Origin of the sequence: Mesorhizobium jarvisii (assembly GCF_003601985.1) — a bacterium.
Taxonomy (GTDB): domain Bacteria; phylum Pseudomonadota; class Alphaproteobacteria; order Rhizobiales; family Rhizobiaceae; genus Mesorhizobium; species Mesorhizobium jarvisii.
In genome coordinates, this window is the sequence record NZ_QZXA01000007.1 from 164,697 (window position 1) to 185,798 (window position 21,102).

Annotated in this window: 22 protein-coding genes; 12 read left to right on the forward strand and 10 right to left on the reverse strand. The window is 62.7% G+C overall.

Going from position 1 to position 21,102, the window contains the following annotated elements; genetic code table 11:
• Nucleotides 1–22: 22 nt before the first annotated feature.
• The gene (locus D3242_RS18975) at nt 23–1,156 is read right to left on the reverse strand and encodes a metallophosphoesterase (RefSeq protein ID WP_064984872.1); all 1,134 of its coding nucleotides are present in this window, start codon (nt 1,154–1,156) and stop codon (nt 23–25) included.
• A gap of 133 nt (nt 1,157–1,289) precedes the next feature.
• On the opposite strand from D3242_RS18975, the gene D3242_RS33970 reads away from it, so the two are divergent.
• Entirely contained in the window at nt 1,290–1,445 is a 156-nt protein-coding gene (locus D3242_RS33970) for a hypothetical protein (protein ID WP_019857416.1), read from the forward strand.
• The gene (locus tag D3242_RS18980) at nt 1,442–1,882 is read left to right on the forward strand and encodes a hypothetical protein (RefSeq protein ID WP_019857415.1); all 441 of its coding nucleotides are present in this window, start codon (nt 1,442–1,444) and stop codon (nt 1,880–1,882) included. The genes D3242_RS33970 and D3242_RS18980 overlap by 4 nt, the downstream gene beginning before the upstream one ends.
• Before the next feature lie 39 nt (nt 1,883–1,921).
• Here D3242_RS18980 and D3242_RS18985 read toward each other — a convergent pair whose 3' ends face one another.
• The 3 genes from D3242_RS18985 to D3242_RS18995 all read right to left on the reverse strand — a co-directional run bounded on the left by D3242_RS18985 (nt 1,922) and on the right by D3242_RS18995 (nt 5,577).
• Nucleotides 1,922–3,043, reverse strand: a complete 1,122-nt coding sequence (locus tag D3242_RS18985) for an NAD(P)/FAD-dependent oxidoreductase (protein ID WP_064984874.1) — start codon at nt 3,041–3,043, stop codon at nt 1,922–1,924.
• Between the two features lie 56 nt (nt 3,044–3,099).
• Complete coding sequence (locus D3242_RS34280; protein WP_027046698.1) at nt 3,100–4,641, reverse strand: amino acid ABC transporter permease/ATP-binding protein; 1,542 nt, start codon at nt 4,639–4,641, stop codon at nt 3,100–3,102.
• Nucleotides 4,642–4,737: 96 nt separating this feature from the next.
• Nucleotides 4,738–5,577 carry an ABC transporter substrate-binding protein gene (locus D3242_RS18995; RefSeq protein WP_027046697.1) on the reverse strand — a complete coding sequence of 280 codons (840 nt, stop codon included), beginning with the start codon at nt 5,575–5,577 and terminating at the stop codon, nt 4,738–4,740.
• A 225-nt stretch (nt 5,578–5,802) separates the two neighbouring features.
• On the opposite strand from D3242_RS18995, the gene D3242_RS19000 reads away from it, so the two are divergent.
• Nucleotides 5,803–6,891, forward strand: coding sequence for a LacI family DNA-binding transcriptional regulator (locus tag D3242_RS19000; RefSeq protein ID WP_064984876.1), 1,089 nt, complete (start codon nt 5,803–5,805; stop codon nt 6,889–6,891).
• Between the two features lie 7 nt (nt 6,892–6,898).
• Here D3242_RS19000 and D3242_RS19005 read toward each other — a convergent pair whose 3' ends face one another.
• The gene (locus D3242_RS19005; RefSeq protein WP_064984877.1) at nt 6,899–7,507 is read right to left on the reverse strand and encodes a TetR/AcrR family transcriptional regulator; all 609 of its coding nucleotides are present in this window, start codon (nt 7,505–7,507) and stop codon (nt 6,899–6,901) included.
• A gap of 94 nt (nt 7,508–7,601) precedes the next feature.
• Here D3242_RS19005 and D3242_RS19010 point away from each other — a divergent pair, with 94 nt between their 5' ends.
• Nucleotides 7,602–8,384: an NIPSNAP family protein gene (locus D3242_RS19010; RefSeq protein ID WP_019857410.1), complete on the forward strand. Its 783-nt coding sequence runs from the start codon at nt 7,602–7,604 to the stop codon at nt 8,382–8,384.
• A gap of 97 nt (nt 8,385–8,481) precedes the next feature.
• Here the strand turns inward: D3242_RS19010 and D3242_RS19015 are convergent, their stop codons facing one another.
• Together D3242_RS19015 and choX are read right to left on the reverse strand one after the other, a co-directional pair.
• Nucleotides 8,482–9,318: an alpha/beta fold hydrolase gene (locus D3242_RS19015; protein WP_051726772.1), complete on the reverse strand. Its 837-nt coding sequence runs from the start codon at nt 9,316–9,318 to the stop codon at nt 8,482–8,484.
• Nucleotides 9,315–10,253: a choline ABC transporter substrate-binding protein gene (choX, locus tag D3242_RS19020; RefSeq protein ID WP_019857408.1), complete on the reverse strand. Its 939-nt coding sequence runs from the start codon at nt 10,251–10,253 to the stop codon at nt 9,315–9,317. The genes D3242_RS19015 and choX overlap by 4 nt, the downstream gene beginning before the upstream one ends.
• A gap of 84 nt (nt 10,254–10,337) precedes the next feature.
• Between choX and betI the strand changes: the two genes are divergently transcribed.
• Together betI and D3242_RS19030 are read left to right on the forward strand one after the other, a co-directional pair.
• Nucleotides 10,338–10,976, forward strand: coding sequence for a choline-binding transcriptional repressor BetI (betI, locus tag D3242_RS19025; RefSeq protein ID WP_020628828.1), 639 nt, complete (start codon nt 10,338–10,340; stop codon nt 10,974–10,976).
• A 108-nt stretch (nt 10,977–11,084) separates the two neighbouring features.
• Nucleotides 11,085–11,168 carry a hypothetical protein gene (locus tag D3242_RS19030; protein ID WP_245307261.1) on the forward strand — a complete coding sequence of 28 codons (84 nt, stop codon included), beginning with the start codon at nt 11,085–11,087 and terminating at the stop codon, nt 11,166–11,168.
• A gap of 12 nt (nt 11,169–11,180) precedes the next feature.
• Here the strand turns inward: D3242_RS19030 and D3242_RS19035 are convergent, their stop codons facing one another.
• Entirely contained in the window at nt 11,181–12,146 is a 966-nt protein-coding gene (locus tag D3242_RS19035) for a LysR family transcriptional regulator (RefSeq protein WP_019857406.1), read from the reverse strand.
• A gap of 110 nt (nt 12,147–12,256) precedes the next feature.
• Here D3242_RS19035 and D3242_RS19040 point away from each other — a divergent pair, with 110 nt between their 5' ends.
• The 4 genes from D3242_RS19040 to D3242_RS19055 all read left to right on the forward strand — a co-directional run bounded on the left by D3242_RS19040 (nt 12,257) and on the right by D3242_RS19055 (nt 15,600).
• Nucleotides 12,257–12,769 carry a cupin domain-containing protein gene (locus tag D3242_RS19040; RefSeq protein ID WP_051112825.1) on the forward strand — a complete coding sequence of 171 codons (513 nt, stop codon included), beginning with the start codon at nt 12,257–12,259 and terminating at the stop codon, nt 12,767–12,769.
• Nucleotides 12,770–13,025: 256 nt separating this feature from the next.
• Nucleotides 13,026–14,423, forward strand: a complete 1,398-nt coding sequence (fumC, locus tag D3242_RS19045) for a class II fumarate hydratase (protein WP_038646004.1) — start codon at nt 13,026–13,028, stop codon at nt 14,421–14,423.
• A 177-nt stretch (nt 14,424–14,600) separates the two neighbouring features.
• The gene (locus D3242_RS19050; RefSeq protein WP_019857403.1) at nt 14,601–15,023 is read left to right on the forward strand and encodes a DoxX family protein; all 423 of its coding nucleotides are present in this window, start codon (nt 14,601–14,603) and stop codon (nt 15,021–15,023) included.
• A gap of 154 nt (nt 15,024–15,177) precedes the next feature.
• Complete coding sequence (locus D3242_RS19055; RefSeq protein WP_064984879.1) at nt 15,178–15,600, forward strand: DoxX family protein; 423 nt, start codon at nt 15,178–15,180, stop codon at nt 15,598–15,600.
• A gap of 21 nt (nt 15,601–15,621) precedes the next feature.
• Here the strand turns inward: D3242_RS19055 and ppx are convergent, their stop codons facing one another.
• Complete coding sequence (gene ppx, locus D3242_RS19060; RefSeq protein WP_064984881.1) at nt 15,622–17,157, reverse strand: exopolyphosphatase; 1,536 nt, start codon at nt 17,155–17,157, stop codon at nt 15,622–15,624.
• The gene (locus D3242_RS19065; protein ID WP_027046695.1) at nt 17,157–19,358 is read right to left on the reverse strand and encodes an RNA degradosome polyphosphate kinase; all 2,202 of its coding nucleotides are present in this window, start codon (nt 19,356–19,358) and stop codon (nt 17,157–17,159) included. Before D3242_RS19065 ends, ppx begins: the two co-directional genes overlap by 1 nt.
• Before the next feature lie 228 nt (nt 19,359–19,586).
• Between D3242_RS19065 and D3242_RS19070 the strand changes: the two genes are divergently transcribed.
• Nucleotides 19,587–19,832, forward strand: coding sequence for a zinc-finger domain-containing protein (locus tag D3242_RS19070; RefSeq protein WP_015318409.1), 246 nt, complete (start codon nt 19,587–19,589; stop codon nt 19,830–19,832).
• Between the two features lie 19 nt (nt 19,833–19,851).
• Entirely contained in the window at nt 19,852–21,090 is a 1,239-nt protein-coding gene (locus tag D3242_RS19075) for an FAD-dependent monooxygenase (protein WP_038645993.1), read from the forward strand.
• Nucleotides 21,091–21,102 lie beyond the last annotated feature (12 nt).

The window sequence follows — 21,102 nt, forward strand, 5'->3', positions numbered from 1 at the left end:
CGGCCGTCAAGGGCCGCCTTTTTCACGTGCTCCAGCCCTTGCTGAAGGCGTTGGTGAAGTTGACCCCGCCTTGGTCGTCGGTCGCCTCGCCCAGCGCCACGTCCATGCCATCGCTGGTCACCCGGGCCACGGCGAACCCTCCCATATAAGCGGCCTTCGGCTTGAACAGGTCGAGCCCGTCACGGCGGTAGATCAGCGGCGTGTCATGCTGGTGGCCGTGGAAAATGCCGACGACATTGTAGCCCTTCAGCACCGCCAACAGCGCCTGCCTGTCGGCCTCGCCCCACCAGTGCGGCGCACCGGCGCCCTTTTCGTCGTAGGTGCGCTTGGCGGGATCCCATCGCTCCGTCGAAAACGTGTCCCAGCCGTAGTGCTGGAACAGGATGACGGGGCGGCCATCCGCCGCATAGGTCGCCAGATCCTGCTTGAGCCAAGGCAGGCTCGAGTCGGCGCCGTGACCGGTGTCGCCGGTGAAACGATGCGTCTGGACGAGGTGCAGGCCGCCCCAGTCCCATGAATAGCAGTCAGTGTCGACATCGTAGCTGGTGGCCGGCACCGGTGGCTTGAAGAACACGCCGGGGCGGTGGTTGACCTCGACATAGTCGCGCAGTTCACGCCGGTACCAATCGACATGATGCGACGGACCGTTCTGGTCGAGATCATGGTTTCCGAGCCCGACATAGACCGGCATGTGGACGCGATCCGGGCCAACGCCTTGGCTATAGCGCTGGCTGAACTGAAGCAGTTGCGTGCCCTCGCTCGGCTGGGTGATCTGGCCACCGCCATCGTCGGTGATGTCGCCGCCGACGACAAGACCGAGCGGCATGCCGATCCGGTTGCCGGCCGAACGCGAGCCGGTGGCGACGCCGTTGATCTCGGCCGGCCAGTGCTTGTCGTTGATGGCGTTCAGCGCCGCGACATTGCGCAGCAGCGCGACGTGGGTCTTGCCCTCCTGCTGGCAGTTGGGGCTGAGGCCGCTTGCCATGCGGCAGGCATGGACATCGGCGATGAACAGGAAGGTGGCGTCGATGGGCTGGATGCGCTGCCCGGTCTGGCCGAACGCCGGGCGTGAAAGCGCGCCGGCCGCGGCAAGACCCGCGGCCTGCATCAGAAAGCTGCGACGTGACAGCAATTGTGGCCCCTGGTGATTCATCATCGGCGGAATTTCAGCACAAGCGACGTCCGTCCGTCCAGTTTCGGCAATACCGGCACTGCCTTGACCATCGACATCGCCATGAACGTCTGCCAACTTCTACCTGCGCTTGTATTCGCAAGAAACGGGGAAAGCCATGAAGAGCGCGCTTATCGGCATGGCATTGGCGGTTTTGCTGCCGGCAGGTGTTGCGTTTGCCGGTCCATGTGTCGATGCGAAGTCCGCGAAAAACGGGGCATCCTGGCACGGCCAGGCATTCAAAGCGAGTTTCGGCCCGTCGCCGGCGGGATGATCTCCGTCGCCAACACCTATGAGTCGCAGTCACCGCAAAAGCAGTTCCTGTTCGCTGGCCTGATCGAGGTTTTTCGCGACAGCGACATCGGCCGGCTGGCAATGATCCCGTTTTCCGACCTGCGAAAACTGTTTCCGCTGAAGGCGGGAACCAAGAGCACGATCGAGTTCGTCGAGCTGTCGCCGGCCAAGCAGCCGAAGGCCACCAAGACGTTGACGCTGGTCGTCGAGGGCAAGGAAACCTTCAGCCTAGGCGGCTGCAAATACAACGTTCTGGCTGTCAAGGAGACCTTCAAGAACGGCGCCGGCGAGACGCTCGATACGTGCACCGCGCTTTATGCGCCCGATCTGCAGGCGTCCCTTGCCCGGCGCTATGATGAAGGCACCAGCGCGGAATCGGTCAACGGCTACGAGACGATCAAGCCGCTGGCCGAGTAGAGGGTCCATGGCGCGAAAGAAGCCTTTGGACTGGTCTGATCAAAAGCGGCTTGGACGGAAGTTCGCAAGCAGTGGATGCTCAATGCCGCTGGCGATCTCGCCGGCAAGCAGCTCGCCCGCGATCAGGCCAAGCGTTGCGCCGCTGTGGCTGAAGGCAACATAATATCCCTGGATATCCTTCAACTGGCCAAAGACCGGCTCGCCGTCTCCGGGGATCGGCTTGGGTCCGACACCGTAGCTTTGCAATTCCAACTTTGGATGTCCCTCGATAACATTCGAGGCTTCGTTGAGAAGCCCCTGGATGGTCGAAGTCTTTACGCTATAGGTGCCGTCCGAATTGACCACCACCTCTTCTTCAGACCAGGCGGAATCGAGCGCGAGGGCTCCGTCCGGCGTCGGCCGGATGGCGACGCGCGGCGTGTTGAGCACGGCCCGAAGGGGCAAGTCGACCGGCTTGGTCCTGACGAGCAGCGCGATCGGCGTCCCATCGGCGATATACTGGCGGGAGTCCGCAACCATACGCGGCACATCGCCGCCGGTCGCCAGGAGTATCGCGTCGGCAGCAAGGCTGATGCCGCTTGTCGTAGTGACGCCGGTGGCACGACCGTCGACGACCGTGACCGCGGCGCTTCCGGCATCGGTGACCAGTTGCCCGCCACGCTCCACGAACTCCGCAATCAATATCTCGATCAGCGACGGCAGGTCGACCCAGCCCTCGCCGGGATTGAAGATCGCGCCTTGAGGTGTGACGGCGCTTGCTGCGACACCTGGCGTGACCGAGGCTATGGCGTCCGCGGACAGATGTTGCGCGTCATAGCCGAGGTCTTTTTCGTGGGCGAAGACATCGTCGATCTCGTTCGAGGCGTCATCCGCGTCCCATGTCAGGCCACCGTCGAAACGCAGCCAGGCGGCATCAGGGTATCTCGCCGACAGCGTCCGGTAGCGATCGATACCGATCATGCGTAGGCGATGATATTCAGCCGATCGCTTGCGCGCGGAATTGAGCCAAGCGAGCGAACGGCCGGAGGCTCCCTTGGCGAGCGGTCCATCATTGACCAGGACGGTTTGGATGCCGAGCCTTGCAAGATGAACGGCCGAGGAGACGCCGAAAATGCCGCCCCCGACAACAACGACCTTTGAGACCGAACGTGGTGTAGCCATGGGATATTCTTTCACTGGTGAGGTTGGATTGGAGCCGTCTCGGGGCTCATGCGCGATCAAAGCACTTCGGCAAGGAAGTGCTTCAGACGCGTACTTTTCGGCGTGTCAAAGATCGCGGCAGGCGTGCCGACCTCGATGACGCGGCCTTCATCCATGAAGGCGACCTGATCGGCGACTTTGCGGGCAAAGCCCATTTCATGCGTCACCACGACCATTGTCATGCCGCGCCGGCCGAGGTCCGCCATCAGGTTGAGAACGCCCTTCACCAGTTCGGGATCGAGAGCGCTCGTCACCTCGTCAAACAGGATGACCTCCGGGTCCATTGCCAGCGCACGGGCGATTGCCACACGCTGCTGCTGTCCGCCGGAAAGACCGCCGGGACGATGGTGTTTGCGGGCGGCAAGGCCAACATCAGCTAGGCGCGCCTCGGCGATGCGCTCGGCCTCCTGCACCGGAATGCCCTTGATCTTGGTCAGCGACAGCATGACGTTTTCCAAGGCCGTGTGATCGGGAAACAGATTGAAATGCTGGAAAACCATGCCGACACGCCGGCGCAGTTTTTCAGGCTTCATTGCCAGTATGCTCGCGCCATCGAGCAGCACGTCCCCGCCTTTGGGTTCGACCAGGCGATTGAGGCAGCGCAGCAGGGTCGACTTGCCCGACCCTGAGGGGCCGATGACACAGGTGACCGTCCCCGGTTTGACCTTCAGGCTGACCCCCTTGAGGACATCGAGATTGCCATAGGCCATGTCGAGACCGGTGATGGTGAGACTGCCGCCCTTGAAGCGGGGAAGCGCAGCGTTGCCTTCAGGGCCGGCCTCGGAGCGTGGGCGGCTGATGGCGCTCTCCAGTTCGCTCACTTCGGCGAGGCCGCTGGTGACGAGGCCGGCCTTTTGCTTTCCGACGCGCAGCGAATTGTCGATGTAATTGACCACATGGGTCAGCGGCACGGTGATGACGAGATAGAAAACACCGGCCAGAAGCAATGGAGAGAGGTTTCCGGTGACCACCGCCTGGTCCTGACCGACGCGGAAAATCTCGCGCTCCGACGCGAGCAGACCGAGGAAGTAGACAAGGCTCGAATCCTTGACGTTGCCGATGAACTGGTTGACCAGGGCCGGCAAGACGCGGCGGATGCCTTGCGGTATCACGATCAGGCGCATGCCTTGGCCGTAGCTCATGCTGAGCGCCCGGCAGGCCTCCATCTGCCCGCGCTCGACGCTCTGGATGCCCGAGCGGAAGATTTCGCCGATATAGGCGCCGGCGATCAGGCTGAGGGCGAGAATGCCAAGCGGATAGGGCGAAGGGCCAAAGATTTCACGGCCGATGCGGGCAAAGCCCTGGCCTATCAGCAGAATCGTGACGATGGCCGGAAGGCCACGGAAAATATCCGTGTAGACCCGGGCGGGAATGCGCAGCCAACGCGATTGCGAGATGCCCATGACTGCCAGGATCATGCCAAGAATGACACCCAGCACCGTGGACGCGGCCGCAAGGATCAAGGTGTTCTTCAATCCGATGGTGATCATGCTGGGCAGCACGTCCGCCATGGCCTGCCAGTCGAGGAAACTGCGCCGCAAGTTTTCAAGCCAGTCCATTCGCCCGCCTTTCGGTTGCGCTGTCCGCATCGTCCGCCATCAAGCGCGGAAGCGTAAGGTCCGGCCGCCGACTTTTGTGCCGGCGGCCGGGTGCGGTTACTTCTTGGGGAGATACTGGTCAGGCATCGGCGAACCGGGGAACCACTTCTCGTAGAGCGTCTTCCAGGTTCCGTCCTGCATGGCCGCGTGAAGGGCGGTGTTCAAGGCGCCACGGAACTTGTCATTGCCTTTGCGCACCACGAAGCCGGCCGGGGCATCGAAGGACGGGATGTTGATTGCGATCTTGAGGCCGGGATAACGCTCGCCATACTGCTTGGCGGCCTCATAATCGAGGAAATGCGCGTCGACGGTTCCATTGTTGAGTGCTGAAACGGCGGAGTTGTTGTCGGGGAATTTGACAAGATCGGTTCCGACAAAGTTCTTCGCCGCGTAGATTTCCTGGAGCGTCCCCTGCACGACGCCGAGGCGCTTGCCCTTGAGCCCGTCGGCCGACGTGATCGCCTTGTCCGAGGTAAGCACAGAGAGATAGCCCGCAAGATACCCGTCTGAAAAATCGACGGTCTTCTTGCGCGCTTCCGTCGTGCCGATCGCCGCGACCGCGACGTCGAAGCGTCCGTTCGCAACCGAAGGCATCAGCGCCGAGAATTCCTGACCGGTGAAGATCACCTGGTCCGGCTTGAATCCAAGGCGGCTGGCGACGTTGCGGAACAATTCGATGTCGAAGCCGGTGAACGTGCCATCCGCCTGGGTGAAAGCGTAGGGTTTGGCATCGCCCATCGTCCCAACGGAAATGACTTTCGCATCAATAAGACCATAGGGATTGTCATCCGCGGCGGCTCCCGAAGCCAATCCGGCGCCGATGCCCATGGCCAAAAGAGCCACCACACCGATCCGGATCGGTGACATCAACGACTTGAGAATTCCTGTCCTGCTCATGTCTTCTCTCCACTCTGAAGGTCTGTTCTTGTTGGTATTTATGTCGAGCCCGCGCTTGACATCGCCCGCCACCGCGACCGCTGCATGTGCAGGATGTCCCGTTACGCCTACCGGCTCGCAATTTTCTTCAAAGAGACCGGTCTCTTATTGATTGAGACCGGTCTCTTTGATAATCGTTATCGCCAGATTGACCTTCCGTCAACAACTCTTGTAGTCGTTCATCCGATGAAAAGAACCGCGCCCAAGACCCCGTCGATAACGGTCAGCGATGTCGCCCGGGCGGCAAACGTATCGAAAGCGACAGCCGCGCGCGTGCTCGGCGGATACGGCGTCGTCAGCGATACGATCCGCGCGGACGTCATGGCCGCGGCCAAGGCGCTGGACTACCGTCCGAACGAGTTGGCTCGCAGCATGACGACCGGCCGGTCCGGCATCATCGGGGTGGTTGTCGGCGACATCGAGAACCCGTTCTTCAGCCTCGCGGTGCGCGGCATCAGCGATGCGGCAAGGGCAGCCGGGTTCAACGTCATTCTGGCCAATTCCGGCGAGAGAATCGACGTTGAGAAGGCAGCCGTGCGGCTGTTGATCGGCAAGCGCGTCGACGGGCTGATCGTCACGCCATCGGAATCGCGTGACATCTCGCACCTGCGCGACATCCATCGTTCAGGCCGGCCGCTTGCCCTGCTTGACAGGGCGCTGCCCGATCTGGACGTCGATACAGTCACGGTCGACGATCGCGGCATCGCTATGCGGGCGACCCGCATTCTTGTGGATGCCGGACACCGCAACATCGCCTATGTGACCGCCGTCGACGCCGAAGGGCATGAGTACCGCGATCTCGGACAGATCTACACCTCGTCGGTTCGCGAGCGCATCGACGGGTTCCTCACAGTGTGCCGGGATGCCGGGATCGATCGGCCAGAACGCTATGTTCGGCTTGGTGCAACAAGCCCCGCCGAAACGCGAAGGGTGGCCGACGCGGTGCTGTCCGGCGCAGATCGGCCGACGGCAATCCTTGCATCCGACAGCGTCATAGCGCTGGAGATATTCAAGGTGATCCGCCAACGTGGCCTGCGGGTTCCCGAGGACATTTCGCTGATCACCTTCCATGATGCGGACTGGACGAGCGTGACAACGCCACCCATTACCGTCATCGACCAGCCCGTCTACGCGCTTGGCAAGAGTGTCGCGGAATTGCTCATCCGGCGGTTGAAGGGAGATCCGCGTCCTGCGGAAAGGCTCATTCTGCCAACATCGATCTTCGAGCGCGGGTCGGTTGGCCCGCCCTCGAACGCCATCGTCAAGCGCGCGTAGCTGCGGCTCAGGCTTGGCCGAGTGCCGCCAGACAGTCGCGCAATGGGCCTGCGTCCTGCGCCGTCTTGGCCATTGACATGGCGCCGGAATAGCTGGCGACGGCAAGTGCCGCAAAATGCTGGGGATCGATGCCTTGCTCCCTGCCCTCCTGCTGGTCGGCTTTGATCTTGTCGGCGATCGCCTGGCGCCAGGCCGCGAAGATGCCGGCAAGGGCAGCGCGGAAATCCGGATCGGCGAGCGACAGTTCATGCGCCAGATTGTTGAGCGGGCAGCCGCGCACGAAACCCTGCTGCTCGAGTTCCGCCGCGACAGCCTCGAACACGGCCCGCACCCCTTCGCGCGCCGAAGCCGCCGTCTTTACCGGCGCGATCCATGTCGCCTCGACCGCTGCCGCCACGCGCTCTTCGATCACCGCCATCGCCAGCGCCTTCTTGGTCGGGAAGTGATGATGCAGCGCGCCGCCGCTGACCCCAGCCGCCGTCATGAGGTCGCCGAGGCTGGACGCGTGATAGCCGCGCGCCTGAAACGCGGCCTCGGCCACATCGAGCACTTTCCGGCGCATACCTTCGGGGTCGTTGACGCGGTTTCTTGGCCTTGGGCCTGGTCGATTGGTCATCTCTGCTGACATTGCGCGACAATAGCAAGTTGACAAAACAGGACAACCGGTTTGTTTATAAACAGGATGATCACCCTGTTTTTGGAGACTGCCGATGAACCTGCCCCGGAACGCCGCTCCGCAGGCCGCAATGCTTGCCTCACCCGTCGTCGAGTTGAGGCAGTACACCTTGAACCCAGGGCAGCGCGAAACGCTGATTGCCCTCTTTGACCGGGAATTCATCGAGAGCCAGGAGGCGACTGGAATGACTGTCATCGGCCAGTTCAGCGATCTGGACCGTCCGGACATGTTCGTCTGGCTGCGCGGCTTCGACAGCATGGATGTCCGCAAGGAGGCGCTGGCCGCCTTCTACGACGGCCGGGTCTGGACAGCGCACCGCGACGCGGCCAATGCGACGATGATCGATTCCGACGATGTGCTGTTGCTGAAGCCGGCATGGCCGGGCGCAGGCTTCGACCTGTCAAGGCTTCAGCGGCCGGCTTCTGCCGAGCAGGAAAACTCCAGCAATGAGAACCGTTTGGGCGGTATTGTTGTCATCCGGATTCATCATTTGCGATCGGAAGCAGAGACCGAATTCGCCAGTCGCTTCGCGGTGGAGGCGGCACCCATGATGAAGGCGCACGGCGTACGCCTGCTCGCCGCCTTTGTCACGGAACATGCTCAAAACAGTTTTCCGCGGCTGCCGGTGCGGGCCAGCGAAAACGTCTTCCTTTCCATCGCCCGGTTCGACGGCACCGAGGCGCATGCAAGCCAGGAAGCCGCCCTCGCCGCCGCGCCGGCATGGCAGGCCTTCTGGCAAACCGCTCATCTTGATCTGGCCAAACCAATCGAGACCTTGCGGCTGTCGCCCACGTCGCGATCCCTGGTCGGGCGTTAGAGCAATTCCAGGAAACGTGTGAACGGTTTTCCGTCCGGAATTGCGTCAAAACGAAGATTTAGAGCAGTCCGCCGTTTCCGCGAAACGGTGAACTGCTCTAGGCTTCGAATGCCTCGATGATGGCCCGAGCGACAAAGGCCGGGTTCTCCCAATGCGGGTTGTGGCCACATGCCTCGGCACGCAAGAGGCGTGCCCCCGCCAAGCAACGCCACAGCGCCTGCTGGTGCGCCTCACCGAACAGCGGGTCGCACCCGCCGGCGATTATCAGCGTTGGGGTTCGTACTCCCTGCGCCGCACTGGTCAGGTCGGCGCGGCAAATCTCCTCCAGGATGGCGCGCCAGCGCGCCGCGGGCATGGCCGATGCGTCATTCGCCAGGCCGGCGAGAAACGCCTGGGGCACGCCGGGCCGGCAGGCATGCCACCAGTCATAGAACGGGTCGGTCGGCGATATCGGGTCGCGCAGGGCCTGCACACCCGCGACCAGTGGATGATCCGATGCGAAATCGGGCTTCAACGTGCCGGCCATGACCACCAGTCCGCCGATGAGTTCCTTGTACCGCGCAGCCAAGGCGATGGCCACCATGGCGCCCAACGAATGGCCGACGACAACAGGCTGATCGAGTTGCAAATGCCGGATCAGGGCCGCAATGTCATCGGCGAAGTCGGCGATGCCGAAGCCCTTGCCCGGCGACGACGCGCCATGGCCGCGTAGATCGAGCATGATCAGCCGGCGGCCGGCCAGATGCGGCGCCAGGAGCGAAAAGCTGCGGCTGGTGTCGGTGAAGCCGTGCACCAGAACCAGCGCCGGCTCGGCGCCCGAGATCTCGACATAGGCGATCTCCAGGCCGGCTGGATTGATGAATTGCTTGCGATCGGCCCAGGCGTCCTGCTCCGCCCAGGCATCCGGGGCCGCTTCCAGCGTGACCGATGTCACAGGCCGAGCTTCTCCTTGACCGCGGCAAGGCCGGGCTTGCCGTCGAAGGTGGTGACGCCGGCGAGCCAGGCGTCGAGGCGGCCCTTGTTCGCCGTGATCGCCTTCAGCGCCCCGTCCTCCGGCTTCATGCCGTCATTGATGAGGTAACCCATGCCGACATTCTCGAAATCGATGTCGAAGGCGAGGTTTTTGAGGAACTGCGCGACATTGGGGCATTGCTGCAGATAGCCCTTGCGCACCTGCGTCGTCACCGTCGCGGCGCCGAAATTCGGGCCGAAGAACTTGTCGCCGCCGGTCAGATATTTGAAATCATACATGGTGTTCATCGGATGCGGGGCCCAGCCCTGGAAGACGATGAACTGCTTTTCCTTGATCTCATAGCCGACCTCGGAAAGCATGCCGGCCTCGCTCGACTCGACCACGTGCCAGCCATCGAGACCGAGCGATGGATCGGCGATGGCGTCCATCATCAACTGGTTGGAACCGGGCTCGATGCCGTACATCTTCTTGCCGAACTTGTCGGCGAATTTGTGCAGGTCGGCGAAGTCCTTGACACCGGCATCCCAGACATAGGTCGGAACGGCGAAGGTGTATTTTGCGCCCTCGAGATTGACGCGGACATTCTCGACCGAGCCGTCCTTCTTGTAGGGCTCGTAATAGGTGACCATGGCCGGATCCCAGTAGCCGAGGAACAGGTCCAGATCGTTGTTCTTCATGCCTTCGTAGATGACGTTGATGCCGAGCACCGAGCTTTGCGGCTGGTAGCCGAGCGCATCGAGCAGGACGTTGGCGACGCCGGTGGTGAAGGCAAGATCGTTCCAGCCCGGTTCGGCCATGCGGACCGCCCTGCACTGCTCGGCCTCGGCTGCCTGAGCCGCATGAACACCCAGCGTCAGGGCTGCAATACAGACGCCATTTGCAAGCATGCGGACCATTTAGATTCTCCTCGTCATCAGTGATTTTGACCAATTGGTCCTTTTATTGTCCCGCCGGTCAATTCTTGATCTGCACGGACGAAAATGTCAACGTGGATTCGCAATGCCTGGATGGAAGCCGTGAAACTCAAGCGTCTCAGCGACATACGCCGCAAGGAGTTGCGGCAGGCCGCCTTCGCGGTGCTGGAGCGCGAAGGCATTGCGGGTGCTACCCTGGAAAAGGTGGCCGCCCATGCCGGCGCCTCCAAGGGCATCGTGCTGCACTATTTCCGCAACAAGCAGGAATTGTTCGAGCATGCGATGCGGGAGGCCAACGCCGTGCTACGCGACGCCGTGGTCGCCCGGCTTCGCCAGGCGCGCACGCCGATGGAGCGGCTCGATGCGGTGATCGACGGCAATTTCGAGGAACATCTGTTCCTGCCGCCTCTTTGCCATGCCTGGCTTTCGCTGTGCGCCGAGGTGCCGCGCGACGAGAAGCTGGCGCGTATCCAGAAGGTGCTGCACGCGCGTATGCGTTCGAACTTGTTGTCCGGCCTGCACGGCCTTGCCTTGCCCGGCGAAGCCGACGAAATCGCGCTTGGCGTCACCGCGCTGATCGACGGGCTTTGGCTGCGGCTCGGCCTGGAACCAGGCAGCGTCTCGCGCGAACAGGCGATCCGCCAGGTCAAGGATTTCGTCGCCGCGCGCCTGGCCATGCACCAGCCTGCGACCGTCGGCGCGTAGACCTGCCCTGGCTGCCAGCTGGCCGTACTTGTCCCATCCGAGCATCGGCAGCCGGAGAACGCAGCTAATCCGCTGGGCCGCATCGGCCGCCCGGACGACCTCGCCGGCATGGCGGTTTATCTCGCCAGCGACGAGGCGGCCTGGACGAGCGGTGGCATTTTCGCGATCGACGGCGGGTACACGGCGGGGTGAGCTACCCGGCCGCTAGGCGCCGACAATTTCAGTGGCGACGCTTTCCAGAAATCCAAGAGCCTCTATCGCCTCCAGGATCTGGTTGCGAACCCAGCGATGAGGCGGCTCGTCGTCGTGGCGCGCGTGCCAGTACATCCTGACTTCAGGAACAGCAATGGGAAGTGGCGGTTCAAAGATGACGAGGGGCAAAGTCTTCGCGGCCCAAACCGCGAACTGCCTAGGAACCGCGGCGAGGTAGTTTCCGTTTGCCACTGCCAATGCGACAGCCTGAAAGTGCGGCAGCGCCAGGCTTACACGACGCGTTCGCCCGATCTTGCGAAGCGCCTCGTCGGTGGAGCCCGACATCGAGCCATCGATAGAGCGAAGGACGTGCGGCAACTCGCAGAAAAGCTGGATCGGCAGAGGCTCGCCTTCCGCGATCCCCGCCTGCCTGATCGCAGCGTTGTCGTCCGCGGCGATGACAGCGAATGGTGAATGGAACAGGGGCGTGCTTGAGACCCAGTCGGAGACCTCCAGCGGACGCTCGAGCGCTGCGTCGATTTCATCGTCCTGAAGCAGCCGCGAAACGTCGCCACGAGCACTGTCCAGAAAGCGGAACGACACGCGAGGCGCTATCACAGCGATGCGTGCCGCCAGAAACGGCATCAGCAGCATGGAGAAGAAGTCTGCCCCCATGAGCGTGAAGGTTCGGTCGAGTTCCGCCGGTTCGAAGTTTCTTGACGACTGGAAGACACGTTCGATTTCGCGAAGTGCCGCGCGCAACGGCTCCGCAAGGCTCTCGGCGCGCGGCGTCGGCATCATTTCATTGCCGCGTCGCACGAACAACTGGTCGTTGAGGATATACCGCAAGCGATTGAGCGCAGCGCTGACGGCTGGCTGGCTGAGGCCGATCTGCTCGCCGGCACGCGTGACGCTTCTTTCCCGCAGGAGTGCGTCGAATACCTTGATGAGATTGAGGTCGAGCGCGTTCAAATTCATCAGATCAATTCGCCCCATACGATCATTCGATTTCCGTTGCCGGCATGTCTTTGGTTAGGTCGTCGTCGGCACAGCCCAGTCGGCACAGGCAACAGAAGGATCAGACAGCCATGACAATGACCCCCGGGACCATCACAGGCAAGGAACTCCTCTGGTTCAACAACACGCTTGTCGCGATCCACGTCTCATCGACCGCTGGAGAAGACGGCATCTGCGTCGTCGAGCATCGCATGCCTTACGGCGACTCTCCGCCGCTGCATGTGCATCGTCGGGAAGACGAAGTGTTTCACATCCTGAACGGAAGATTGCGCTTTCAGATCGACGGCCGCGAACGCATCGCGGACGCCGGCGAAACCGTCATTGCACCGAAAGGCCTCCCGCACACCTACCGGGTTGAGTCGCGCGAAGGGGCGAACACCCTGACCATCACACGCGGTGCGGATTTCGAAACGCTTCTGCGTCAGGCGGGCCGCCCCGCCAAACAGCCGGAGTTGCCGCCGCAAATGGAACCGACGCCGGAACTCATCGCGGCACTGGTGCAGCTCTGCGCAAAGAATGGCATCGACGTTGTTGGTCCGCCGCTAGAGCAGGATGATTTCAGGTCGAATCGACCTGAAATCTGAATCTGCCTCTAACTCAAAGAGATAGAGGCGGATGTCATCCGAAAACCGCTTCACACTTTTCGGCATCATGCGCTGGCCCGATTGGTCGTTCAGGACATTGACCTCGGCAAGCCGACGCGCGCCTCCGCACTCTTTCCTTACGGGAGAAGGCGGAGGCGTTCCTTCAACCGATTTGCATCCGTCTCGCGCGCAATCTCCGCTTGAAGCCATTTGTGCAACGCGATACGCCGTTGCCGACTTCGACAAGGAGAGACCCGTGACCGCTGCAAAGACCAGAACCGAAACCGATACGTTCGGCCCCATCGAGGTTGCCGCCGACCGTTATTGGGGCGCCCAGGCGCAGCGTTCCCTGGGTAATTTCAAGATCGGCTGGGAAAAGCAGCCGGCTTCGATCGTGCGTGCGCTGGGAGTGGTCAAGCGCGCCGCGGCCGAAGTGAACATGGAGATGAAGCGGCTCGATCCGGTCGTCGGCAAGGCGATCGTCGACGCCGCCCAGGAAGTGATCGACGGCAAGCTCAATGATCATTTCCCGCTGGTGGTCTGGCAGACCGGCTCGGGCACGCAGTCCAACATGAACGCCAATGAGGTGATCTCCAACCGGGCGGTCGAGATGCTGGGCGGGGCGATGGGCTCGAAGAAGCCGGTGCACCCAAACGACCACGTCAATATGAGCCAGTCGTCGAACGACACCTATCCGACGGCCATGCATATCGCCTGCGCAGAGCAGGTCGTCCATCATCTCATCCCGGCGCTGCATCATCTGCACAAGGCGCTGGACGCCAAGGCCCGGGCCTTCAATCACATCATCAAGATCGGCCGCACCCATACGCAGGATGCCACGCCGCTGACGCTGGGCCAGGAATTTTCCGGCTATGCGGCGCAGGTCGCCTCCTCGATCAAGCGCATCGAAATGACGCTGCCCGGCCTGCAGGAACTGGCGCAAGGCGGCACCGCCGTCGGCACCGGCCTTAACGCGCCAGTCGGTTTTGCTGAAAAGGTGGCCGATCGCATCGCCGCCATCACCGGCATCGCTTTCGTCACCGCGCCGAACAAGTTCGAGGCGCTCGCGGCACATGATTCCATGGTGTTCTCGCACGGCGCCATCAACGCGGCGGCGGCAGCACTCTTCAAGATCGCCAACGACATCCGCTTCCTCGGTTCAGGCCCGCGCTCGGGCCTCGGCGAATTGTCGCTGCCGGAAAACGAACCCGGCTCCTCGATCATGCCGGGCAAGGTCAATCCGACCCAGTGCGAGGCGATGACGCAGGTCTGCGTACAGGTGTTCGGCAACAATGCGGCGCTGACCTTCGCCGGCAGCCAGGGCCATTTCGAGCTCAATGTCTACAATCCGCTGATGGCCTACAATTTCCTGCAGTCGGTGCAGTTGCTTGCCGATGCATCGGTCTCCTTCACCGACAATTGCGTCGTCGGCATCGTCGCGCGGGAGGACAATATACGTGAATCACTGAACCGCTCGCTGATGCTGGTGACGGCGCTGGCGCCTACCATCGGCTACGACAACGCCGCCAAGATCGCCAAGACGGCGCATAAGAACGGCACCACGCTGCGCGAGGAAGCGCTGGCCACGGGGCTGGTCAGCGAGGCCGATTATGACCGGCTGGTGCGCCCGGAGGACATGACGCATCCGGGGTAAGGTGCTTTTCGGCGGGAGAATTTACTCCCGCCCCCGCATCACCCGATACGAATTTCGCGCTTTTTCGCCGTTCACGGAAACGGATAACCTGTGAACAATGTGTCGCCGCATCGGCGGCTTTGGTGAACAGTCGGCATCGTCTATCTCAGGGTCATTCAACCCATTCGGAGAGACACCATGTCCATCAACACTTCCGCCGCAGGCGCCGGCACCGCGTCCAACAGCTCTGTCACCATCCTGCTTGGCCGCATCCTGCTCGCGGTCATTTTCCTGCTTTCCGGTTTCGGCAAGCTCACCGCCATTTCCGGCACCGCTGCCTACTTTGGCGGCCTCGGCCTGCCCGCTCCGACCGCAACGGCTGTGGTCGTTGGCCTGATTGAACTGCTCGGCGGCCTCGCCATCCTCGTCGGTTTCCAGACCCGTGTCGCTGCCTGGGTGCTCGCGATCTTCACCGTCGCCACCGGGCTGGTCGCCCATACCGGCTGGGCCGACCAGATGCAGATGATCCAGTTCCTCAAGAACCTCGCCATCACCGGCGGCTTCCTGCTGCTGGCCTCATCGGGCGCGGGCGCCTATTCGATCGACGCCAAGCGCGGCTGAACCTTCCCTCCCAAGCCTCGACAAAGCGGCGCGGAATTTTCCGCGCCGCTTTTTCGTTGTCTGGAATAGCCGGTCCGGTTTCGGCGGAGGCCTCACAGGCGTAGACTTCGGGCAGCCGGCTCGAGCCCAGAGGGCGCCGGCAAGGGAGGTGGCCATGACCCGCGATGCTTTGCTTCTGGTTTCGCGACTGCTGTTTGCCGTGCTGTTCGTACCATCCGGCTTCCAGGCGCTCGCCAACATTGCCGGCACATCCGATTATTTCGCCGGCCTAGGCCTGCCGCTGCCGACGCTCGCCGCCTGGGGCACGGGCCTGTTCGAGCTGATCGCCGGCTTGCTGATCCTCATCGGGTTTCAGACACGGATCGTGGCGCTGCTTTTGGCGGCCTTCTGCGTCGTTGCCGGCTTCATCGGCCATCACGGCCAAGGGGCCGGCGATGCGATGCTCGCCTTCCTGCACCAGCAGATGCTGATGAAGGACATTGCGATATCAGGCGGCTTCCTGGCGCTGGCCATGGCCGGCGCCGGCGGCTGGTCGGCGGACGGGCGCGGTTTCGCTATCGGTGCGGACGTAACCTGAGCCTCAGTCAGCAAGAGCGCCCTATTTGACCGACACGCTCGGTCCGCCCTCGACCGCCAGCACGAGCCTGCGGTTGCTGATCCGCGCCAGTTGCGCCAGGCGGCCGGCCGGTCGCTCGCCATAGAGATCGGAGAGCGATGCCGGCAACACCAGCGCCAGCACGCCGTTGGCGCGCTGCTCCCATTTCAGCCTAGGCATGATGCCGGGCATCGAGGCCGTCAGCAGGTAGACCACCCGCATCATCGCCGCCAGCACGCGAGCCCGCTCGAGATAGCGCGGCGTAGCCAGCGCCTTGATTTCAGGTGCGATGGATTCGTTGAAGATGCCGTCGTGACGATAGGCGTTGGCCAAAGCCAGGAAGGCGCGGCCGGGATGGTCGACGCCGAAGAAAGAGGCGTGCGCTATGATGTTGAGCGATTGCCTGCCGCGATATTCCGGGTGCGCGCGCCAGCCGATGTCGGCCAGCAATGCGGCAGCGTGGCGGTAGCGCGCCTCGTCCTCGGTCTCGTCGATGCCGAAGGCCGCGAAGGATTTGGCCGTCCAGTCGACCAATTCATGCGCATGGGTGAACGAGCGCGAGCGCAAACGGGCGAGTTCCTCGGACGCCGAGATCAACGGATCGGCCTTCTGCTCGGCCTCGTCGAGCAGCGAATAGAGGAAGCCTTCGCGCACGCCGAGCGCCGAGACGATGATCTTCGACGGCTGCATCGCCGCCATGATCTCCTGCAGCACGATGGCGCCATAGGGCAGCAGCGAGCGGCGGTTCTTCGAGACGCCCTCGATCCCCTTGACCTTCTCGATCTCGGCCTTGGCCACCTGCTTGAGAAAATTCGTCGCGCTGTCGGCCGACATCTCGTAGTGGTGCATGACGCCAAGCGGGTAGTTGGTCATCTCCATGTGCAGGCGGGCGAGGTTTCGCCAGGTGCCGCCGACGGCGTAGAAGGGCCGGCCCTGCCCGCCTTTCAACAGCTTCGCGCGCGCCAGTTCGTCGCGCGCGATCTTCTGTGCCTGGGCAAGCGAGTTCTTCGCCATGTCCTGCAGGCGCAGGCCGCCGAGCGGCAGCGTTATGCCGTCGCCGATCGCCTCGCCATTGACGTCGACCAGTTCGAGACTGCCGCCGCCCAGATCGCCGGCGATGCCATTGGCCGGGTGGAAGCCGGAGATGACGCCGAGCGCCGAATAGTAGGCTTCCTGGCGGCCGCTGATCACGCGGATCTCGGTCTTGAGGACCTCTTCGGCGCGATGGATGAAATCGGGACCGTTGATCGCCTCGCGCGCGGCTGCCGTGGCCAAGACATACATATGCTCGGCGCCCGCCTGATCGGACAGCGCGCGAAAGCGGCGGAACTCTTCCATCGAGCGGGTCACCGCCTCGGGGTCGAGTTTTCCGGTCGAAACGATGCCACGGCCAAGACCGGCGAGCATCTTTTCGTTGAACAGCATGGTCGGCGAGCGCGCCAGCCCCTCATAGACGACGAGGCGGATCGAATTCGACCCGATGTCGATGATGGATAGCGGTCGGCGGTCCTGCAGCCGGCCCTGGGAATCAGACAGCATCAGGTGGACGCTGCAGCGTTCTTCTTGCGGCGCTTGAACTGCGCAATGCGCTTGGGCGCGTGCGACTTCAGCGCGTCACCCCGTCCCGACAGGCTCGGATTGGTCATGAAATATTCCTGCGCGTTGAACGGTTCCTCGCCCTCCTCAAGCACCACGCGCCGGGAGGTTCCATCAGCCAATACGTCGAAACTTTGCTGATTGTCCATGATATTGCCCAGCATGATCTGGCCCAAAACCTGTTCATGCACAGTTGGATTGGTGATCGGCACCATGGTCTCGACGCGACGGTCGAGATTGCGCGGCATCAGGTCGGCGGAGGAGATATAGACGATCGCCTCGTCTGAGGGCAGGCCATAGCCATTGCCAAAACAATAGATGCGGCTGTGTTCGAGGAAGCGGCCGACGATCGACTTGACCCTGATGTTTTCCGACAGGCCCGGCACCTGCGGCCGCAGGCAGCATATGCCGCGCACGACGAGGTCGATCTCAACCCCGGCGCGGCTGGCATCATAGAGCGCGTCGATGATGATCGGGTCGACCAGCGCGTTCATCTTCATCCAGATGCGCGCCGGCTTTCCCTCCAGCGCATGGGCGACTTCGTCGGAAATGTGGTGCAGGATGCGGTTGCGCAGCGTGAATGGCGAGATAGCTAGCCGCATTTCGGCGGTCGGCTCGGCATAGCCGGTGATGAAATTGAACAGCTGGGCAACGTCGCGGGCGATCGTCGGATCGGTGGTGAAGAAGGACAGGTCGGTGTAGATACGCGCGGTGACCGGATGGTAGTTGCCGGTGCCCAGATGCACGTAGTTGCGCAGCTTGCCGTCCTCGCGCCGCACCACCAGCGACATTTTCGCGTGGGTCTTCAATTCGAGGAATCCGAACACGACCTGCACGCCTGCGCGCTCGAGGTCGCGCGCCCAGCGGATGTTGGCTTCCTCGTCGAAGCGCGCCTTTAGCTCGACCAACGCGGTCACCGACTTGCCGGCTTCGGCCGCGTCGACCAGCGCGCGCACGATCGGGCTGTCGTTGGAGGTTCGGTAAAGGGTCTGCTTGATCGCCACCACTTCGGGATCGGCCATGGCCTGGCGCAGGAACTGCACGACGACGTCGAAGGATTCGTAGGGGTGGTGGACGATGATGTCCTTCTCGCGGATAGCGGCAAAGCAGTCACCGCCATGCTCGCGGATGCGTTCGGGAAAGCGGGGATTGTAGGGCGTGAATTTCAGGTCGTCGCGGGGAACAGCGACGATCTCGGAGATCTGGCTGAGCGCCAGCGGACCGGTCAAGACGCTGATGCGGCTCGACGAGACGCCGAGCTCGCCGGCCACGAAATCGCGCAATTCCCCAGGCATCAGCCTGTCGAACTCGATGCGGATCACCGAGCCACGGCGCCGCCGCTTAAGCGCCGTCTCGAACAGGCGCACCAGATCTTCCGACTCTTCCTCGACCTCGATATCGCTGTCGCGGATGATACGGAATGTGCCGGAGCCCTTGACCTCGTAGCCGGGGAACAGCTTACCGATATAGAGACCGACCGCCTCCTCCAGCGGGATGAAGCGAACATGGTGCTTGCGATCGGGAAGCCGGATGAAGCGCTTCAGCGCCACCGGCAGGCGCAGAAGCGCGCTCATCTCCTCGCCATTCTTGCGGTGGCGCAGCTGCAGCGCCATCGAGAAGCCGAGGTTGGGAATGAACGGGAACGGATGCGCCGGGTCGATCGACAGCGGGGTCAGCACCGGAAACACCTGGTCCTGGAAATGCTCTTCCAGCCAGACCTTCTCGTCCTTGGTCAGCGCATCGCGCGTAATGCTCTCGATGCCTTCCTTGTTGAGCAGCACGGTGAGCGCCGAAAGGCTCTTCTGCTGATCTTCCTGCAGCCGCTCGACCTCGCGCAGCAGCTGTTCGAGCTGCTGTTCGGGGGTGCGGCCGTCGGGGCTTTTCAGCGTGATGCCTTCGCGCACCTGGCCGGCGAGGCCGGCGACGCGCACCATGAAGAACTCGTCGAGATTGGCCGCCGAAATCGACAGGAAGCGAACGCGCTCCAGCAGCGGATGGTGGGTGTTCAGCGATTCCTCGAGAACGCGACGATTGAATTGCAGCCAGGAAAACTCACGGTTGACGAAGCGATCCGGGTTGCCGCCCTCTGAACTGGCCACCTCGACATTGACGAATTCGCTCTGCACCGGCTTCAGTTCGTTCATTGTCCCTGCCCACAACCGTTCCCTTGGAGCGCCGCCAGATGGCGATGAACGCTCTTACATGCCTTCGTAAAGCGTTATCAGTCGCGGAATCGCTTGGCATCCGCGGTCACACGCTTAACCGGCTCAACTTATCCTCTGACAGGCTTTTGCGACAGTTTCATTTCATCGATCTTGCAAAGAGACCTGTTATGATCCAGATGCATGCGAGACTGCGTTAAGGAGACGACGATGGCAGGCGGTTCCATTCCCCATTTCCAGAACGATGCCGGCCATCCGGCGATCGACATCGGGGTCAAGGAATTCATGTGCACGGGCGCCAATCCGCCTTTCGACCACCCGCATGTGTTTCTCGACATGGGCGACGACAATGAAAAAGTCTGCCCCTATTGCTCGACGCTCTATCGCTACTCGCCGAAGCTGAAGGCAACGGAAACGCTGCCGGCAGGCTGCCTCTACATCGACCAGGCCGCTTGATTCTTTCCCGACGGACCTGATGGACGACCAGCGCTCCCGGCAAATCGTCATCGCCGGAGCGGGCGTCGCCGGGCTGACCGCGGCACTTGCTTTTGCCAGACGCGGCTATCCCGTGCAGGTGTTCGAGCAAGCGCCGCGCCTGGAAGCCGTAGGCGCCGGCCTCCAGCTTTCTCCCAACGCGACACGCATCCTGCGTGACCTCGGCGTGCTCGACCGGCTGCTGCCGGCGGCGGTGCGGCCGGAGGCCGTGATGCTCAAGGATGCCAGGACGTTACGCCAATTGGCGCGTGTGCCGTTGGGACAATCGGGTGAAAGCCGCTGGGGCGCTCCCTATCTCGTCGCGCACCGGGCAGATCTGCAGAGTGCGCTGATGGCGTGTGCGGCAGAGATGCCTGATATCCATCTCACGCTCGGGGCGCGCGTCGAAAAAATTGCGACTGGCAGCCGTGGTGTGACGGCGACCGTCGAGATCGGCGGCAAGACGGCAGAGGAACAGGGCTCCTTGCTGGTCGGCGCCGATGGCGTCTGGTCGTCGGTACGCGGGCTTGTCGATGCAAAAAGGATGGCATCGCCAAGAAGCCGTTTTTCGGGAGAGCTGGCCTGGCGCACCACCGTCGCGGCCGACAGCGGTGCCGGGCAAGCCTTTGCCGCGATCGGCGCGGCCGATTGCGTCACGACTTTCCTGCATCCGGGTTTCCATATGGTCGCCTATCCCGTCAGCAAGGGCGACGCCTTCAATCTCGTCGCGTTCACCAAAGGCGAGCGCATCGCCGAGGGGTGGTCCGGCCGTGCCGATCCCGGCATCCTCGCCGCCGCCATGCGCGGCACCGCGCCAGGACTCGTGAAGCTGGTGGAACAGGCCGGCCCGTGGCTGACCTGGCCGCTGCATACCGTGGAGCAGAAGCAGCCCTGGACAATGCCAGCCGGCATCGCGCTGATCGGCGATGCCGCGCATGCGATGACGCCGTTCGCTGCACAGGGCGCGGCAATGGCGATCGAGGATGCAGCGACGCTCGCCACTCTGGTCACCGACTTTCCCGCCGATCCGCGACAGAGCCTCACCATCTGGGAAAATCTGCGGCGGCCGCGCGTGGAGAGGGTCCTCAAGCGCGGTGCGCTCAACCGGCTTGCCTGGCACGCCCGAGGTCCGGTGGCACTGGCCCGCAATGTGGTGCTGGCGGCACGGCCTGCGGAGAAGCTCGCCGCCGACCTCGACTGGCTTTATGGCTGGGAGGAGCAGAGGGTCGTCAGGCGGTAGGACGTCGACTCT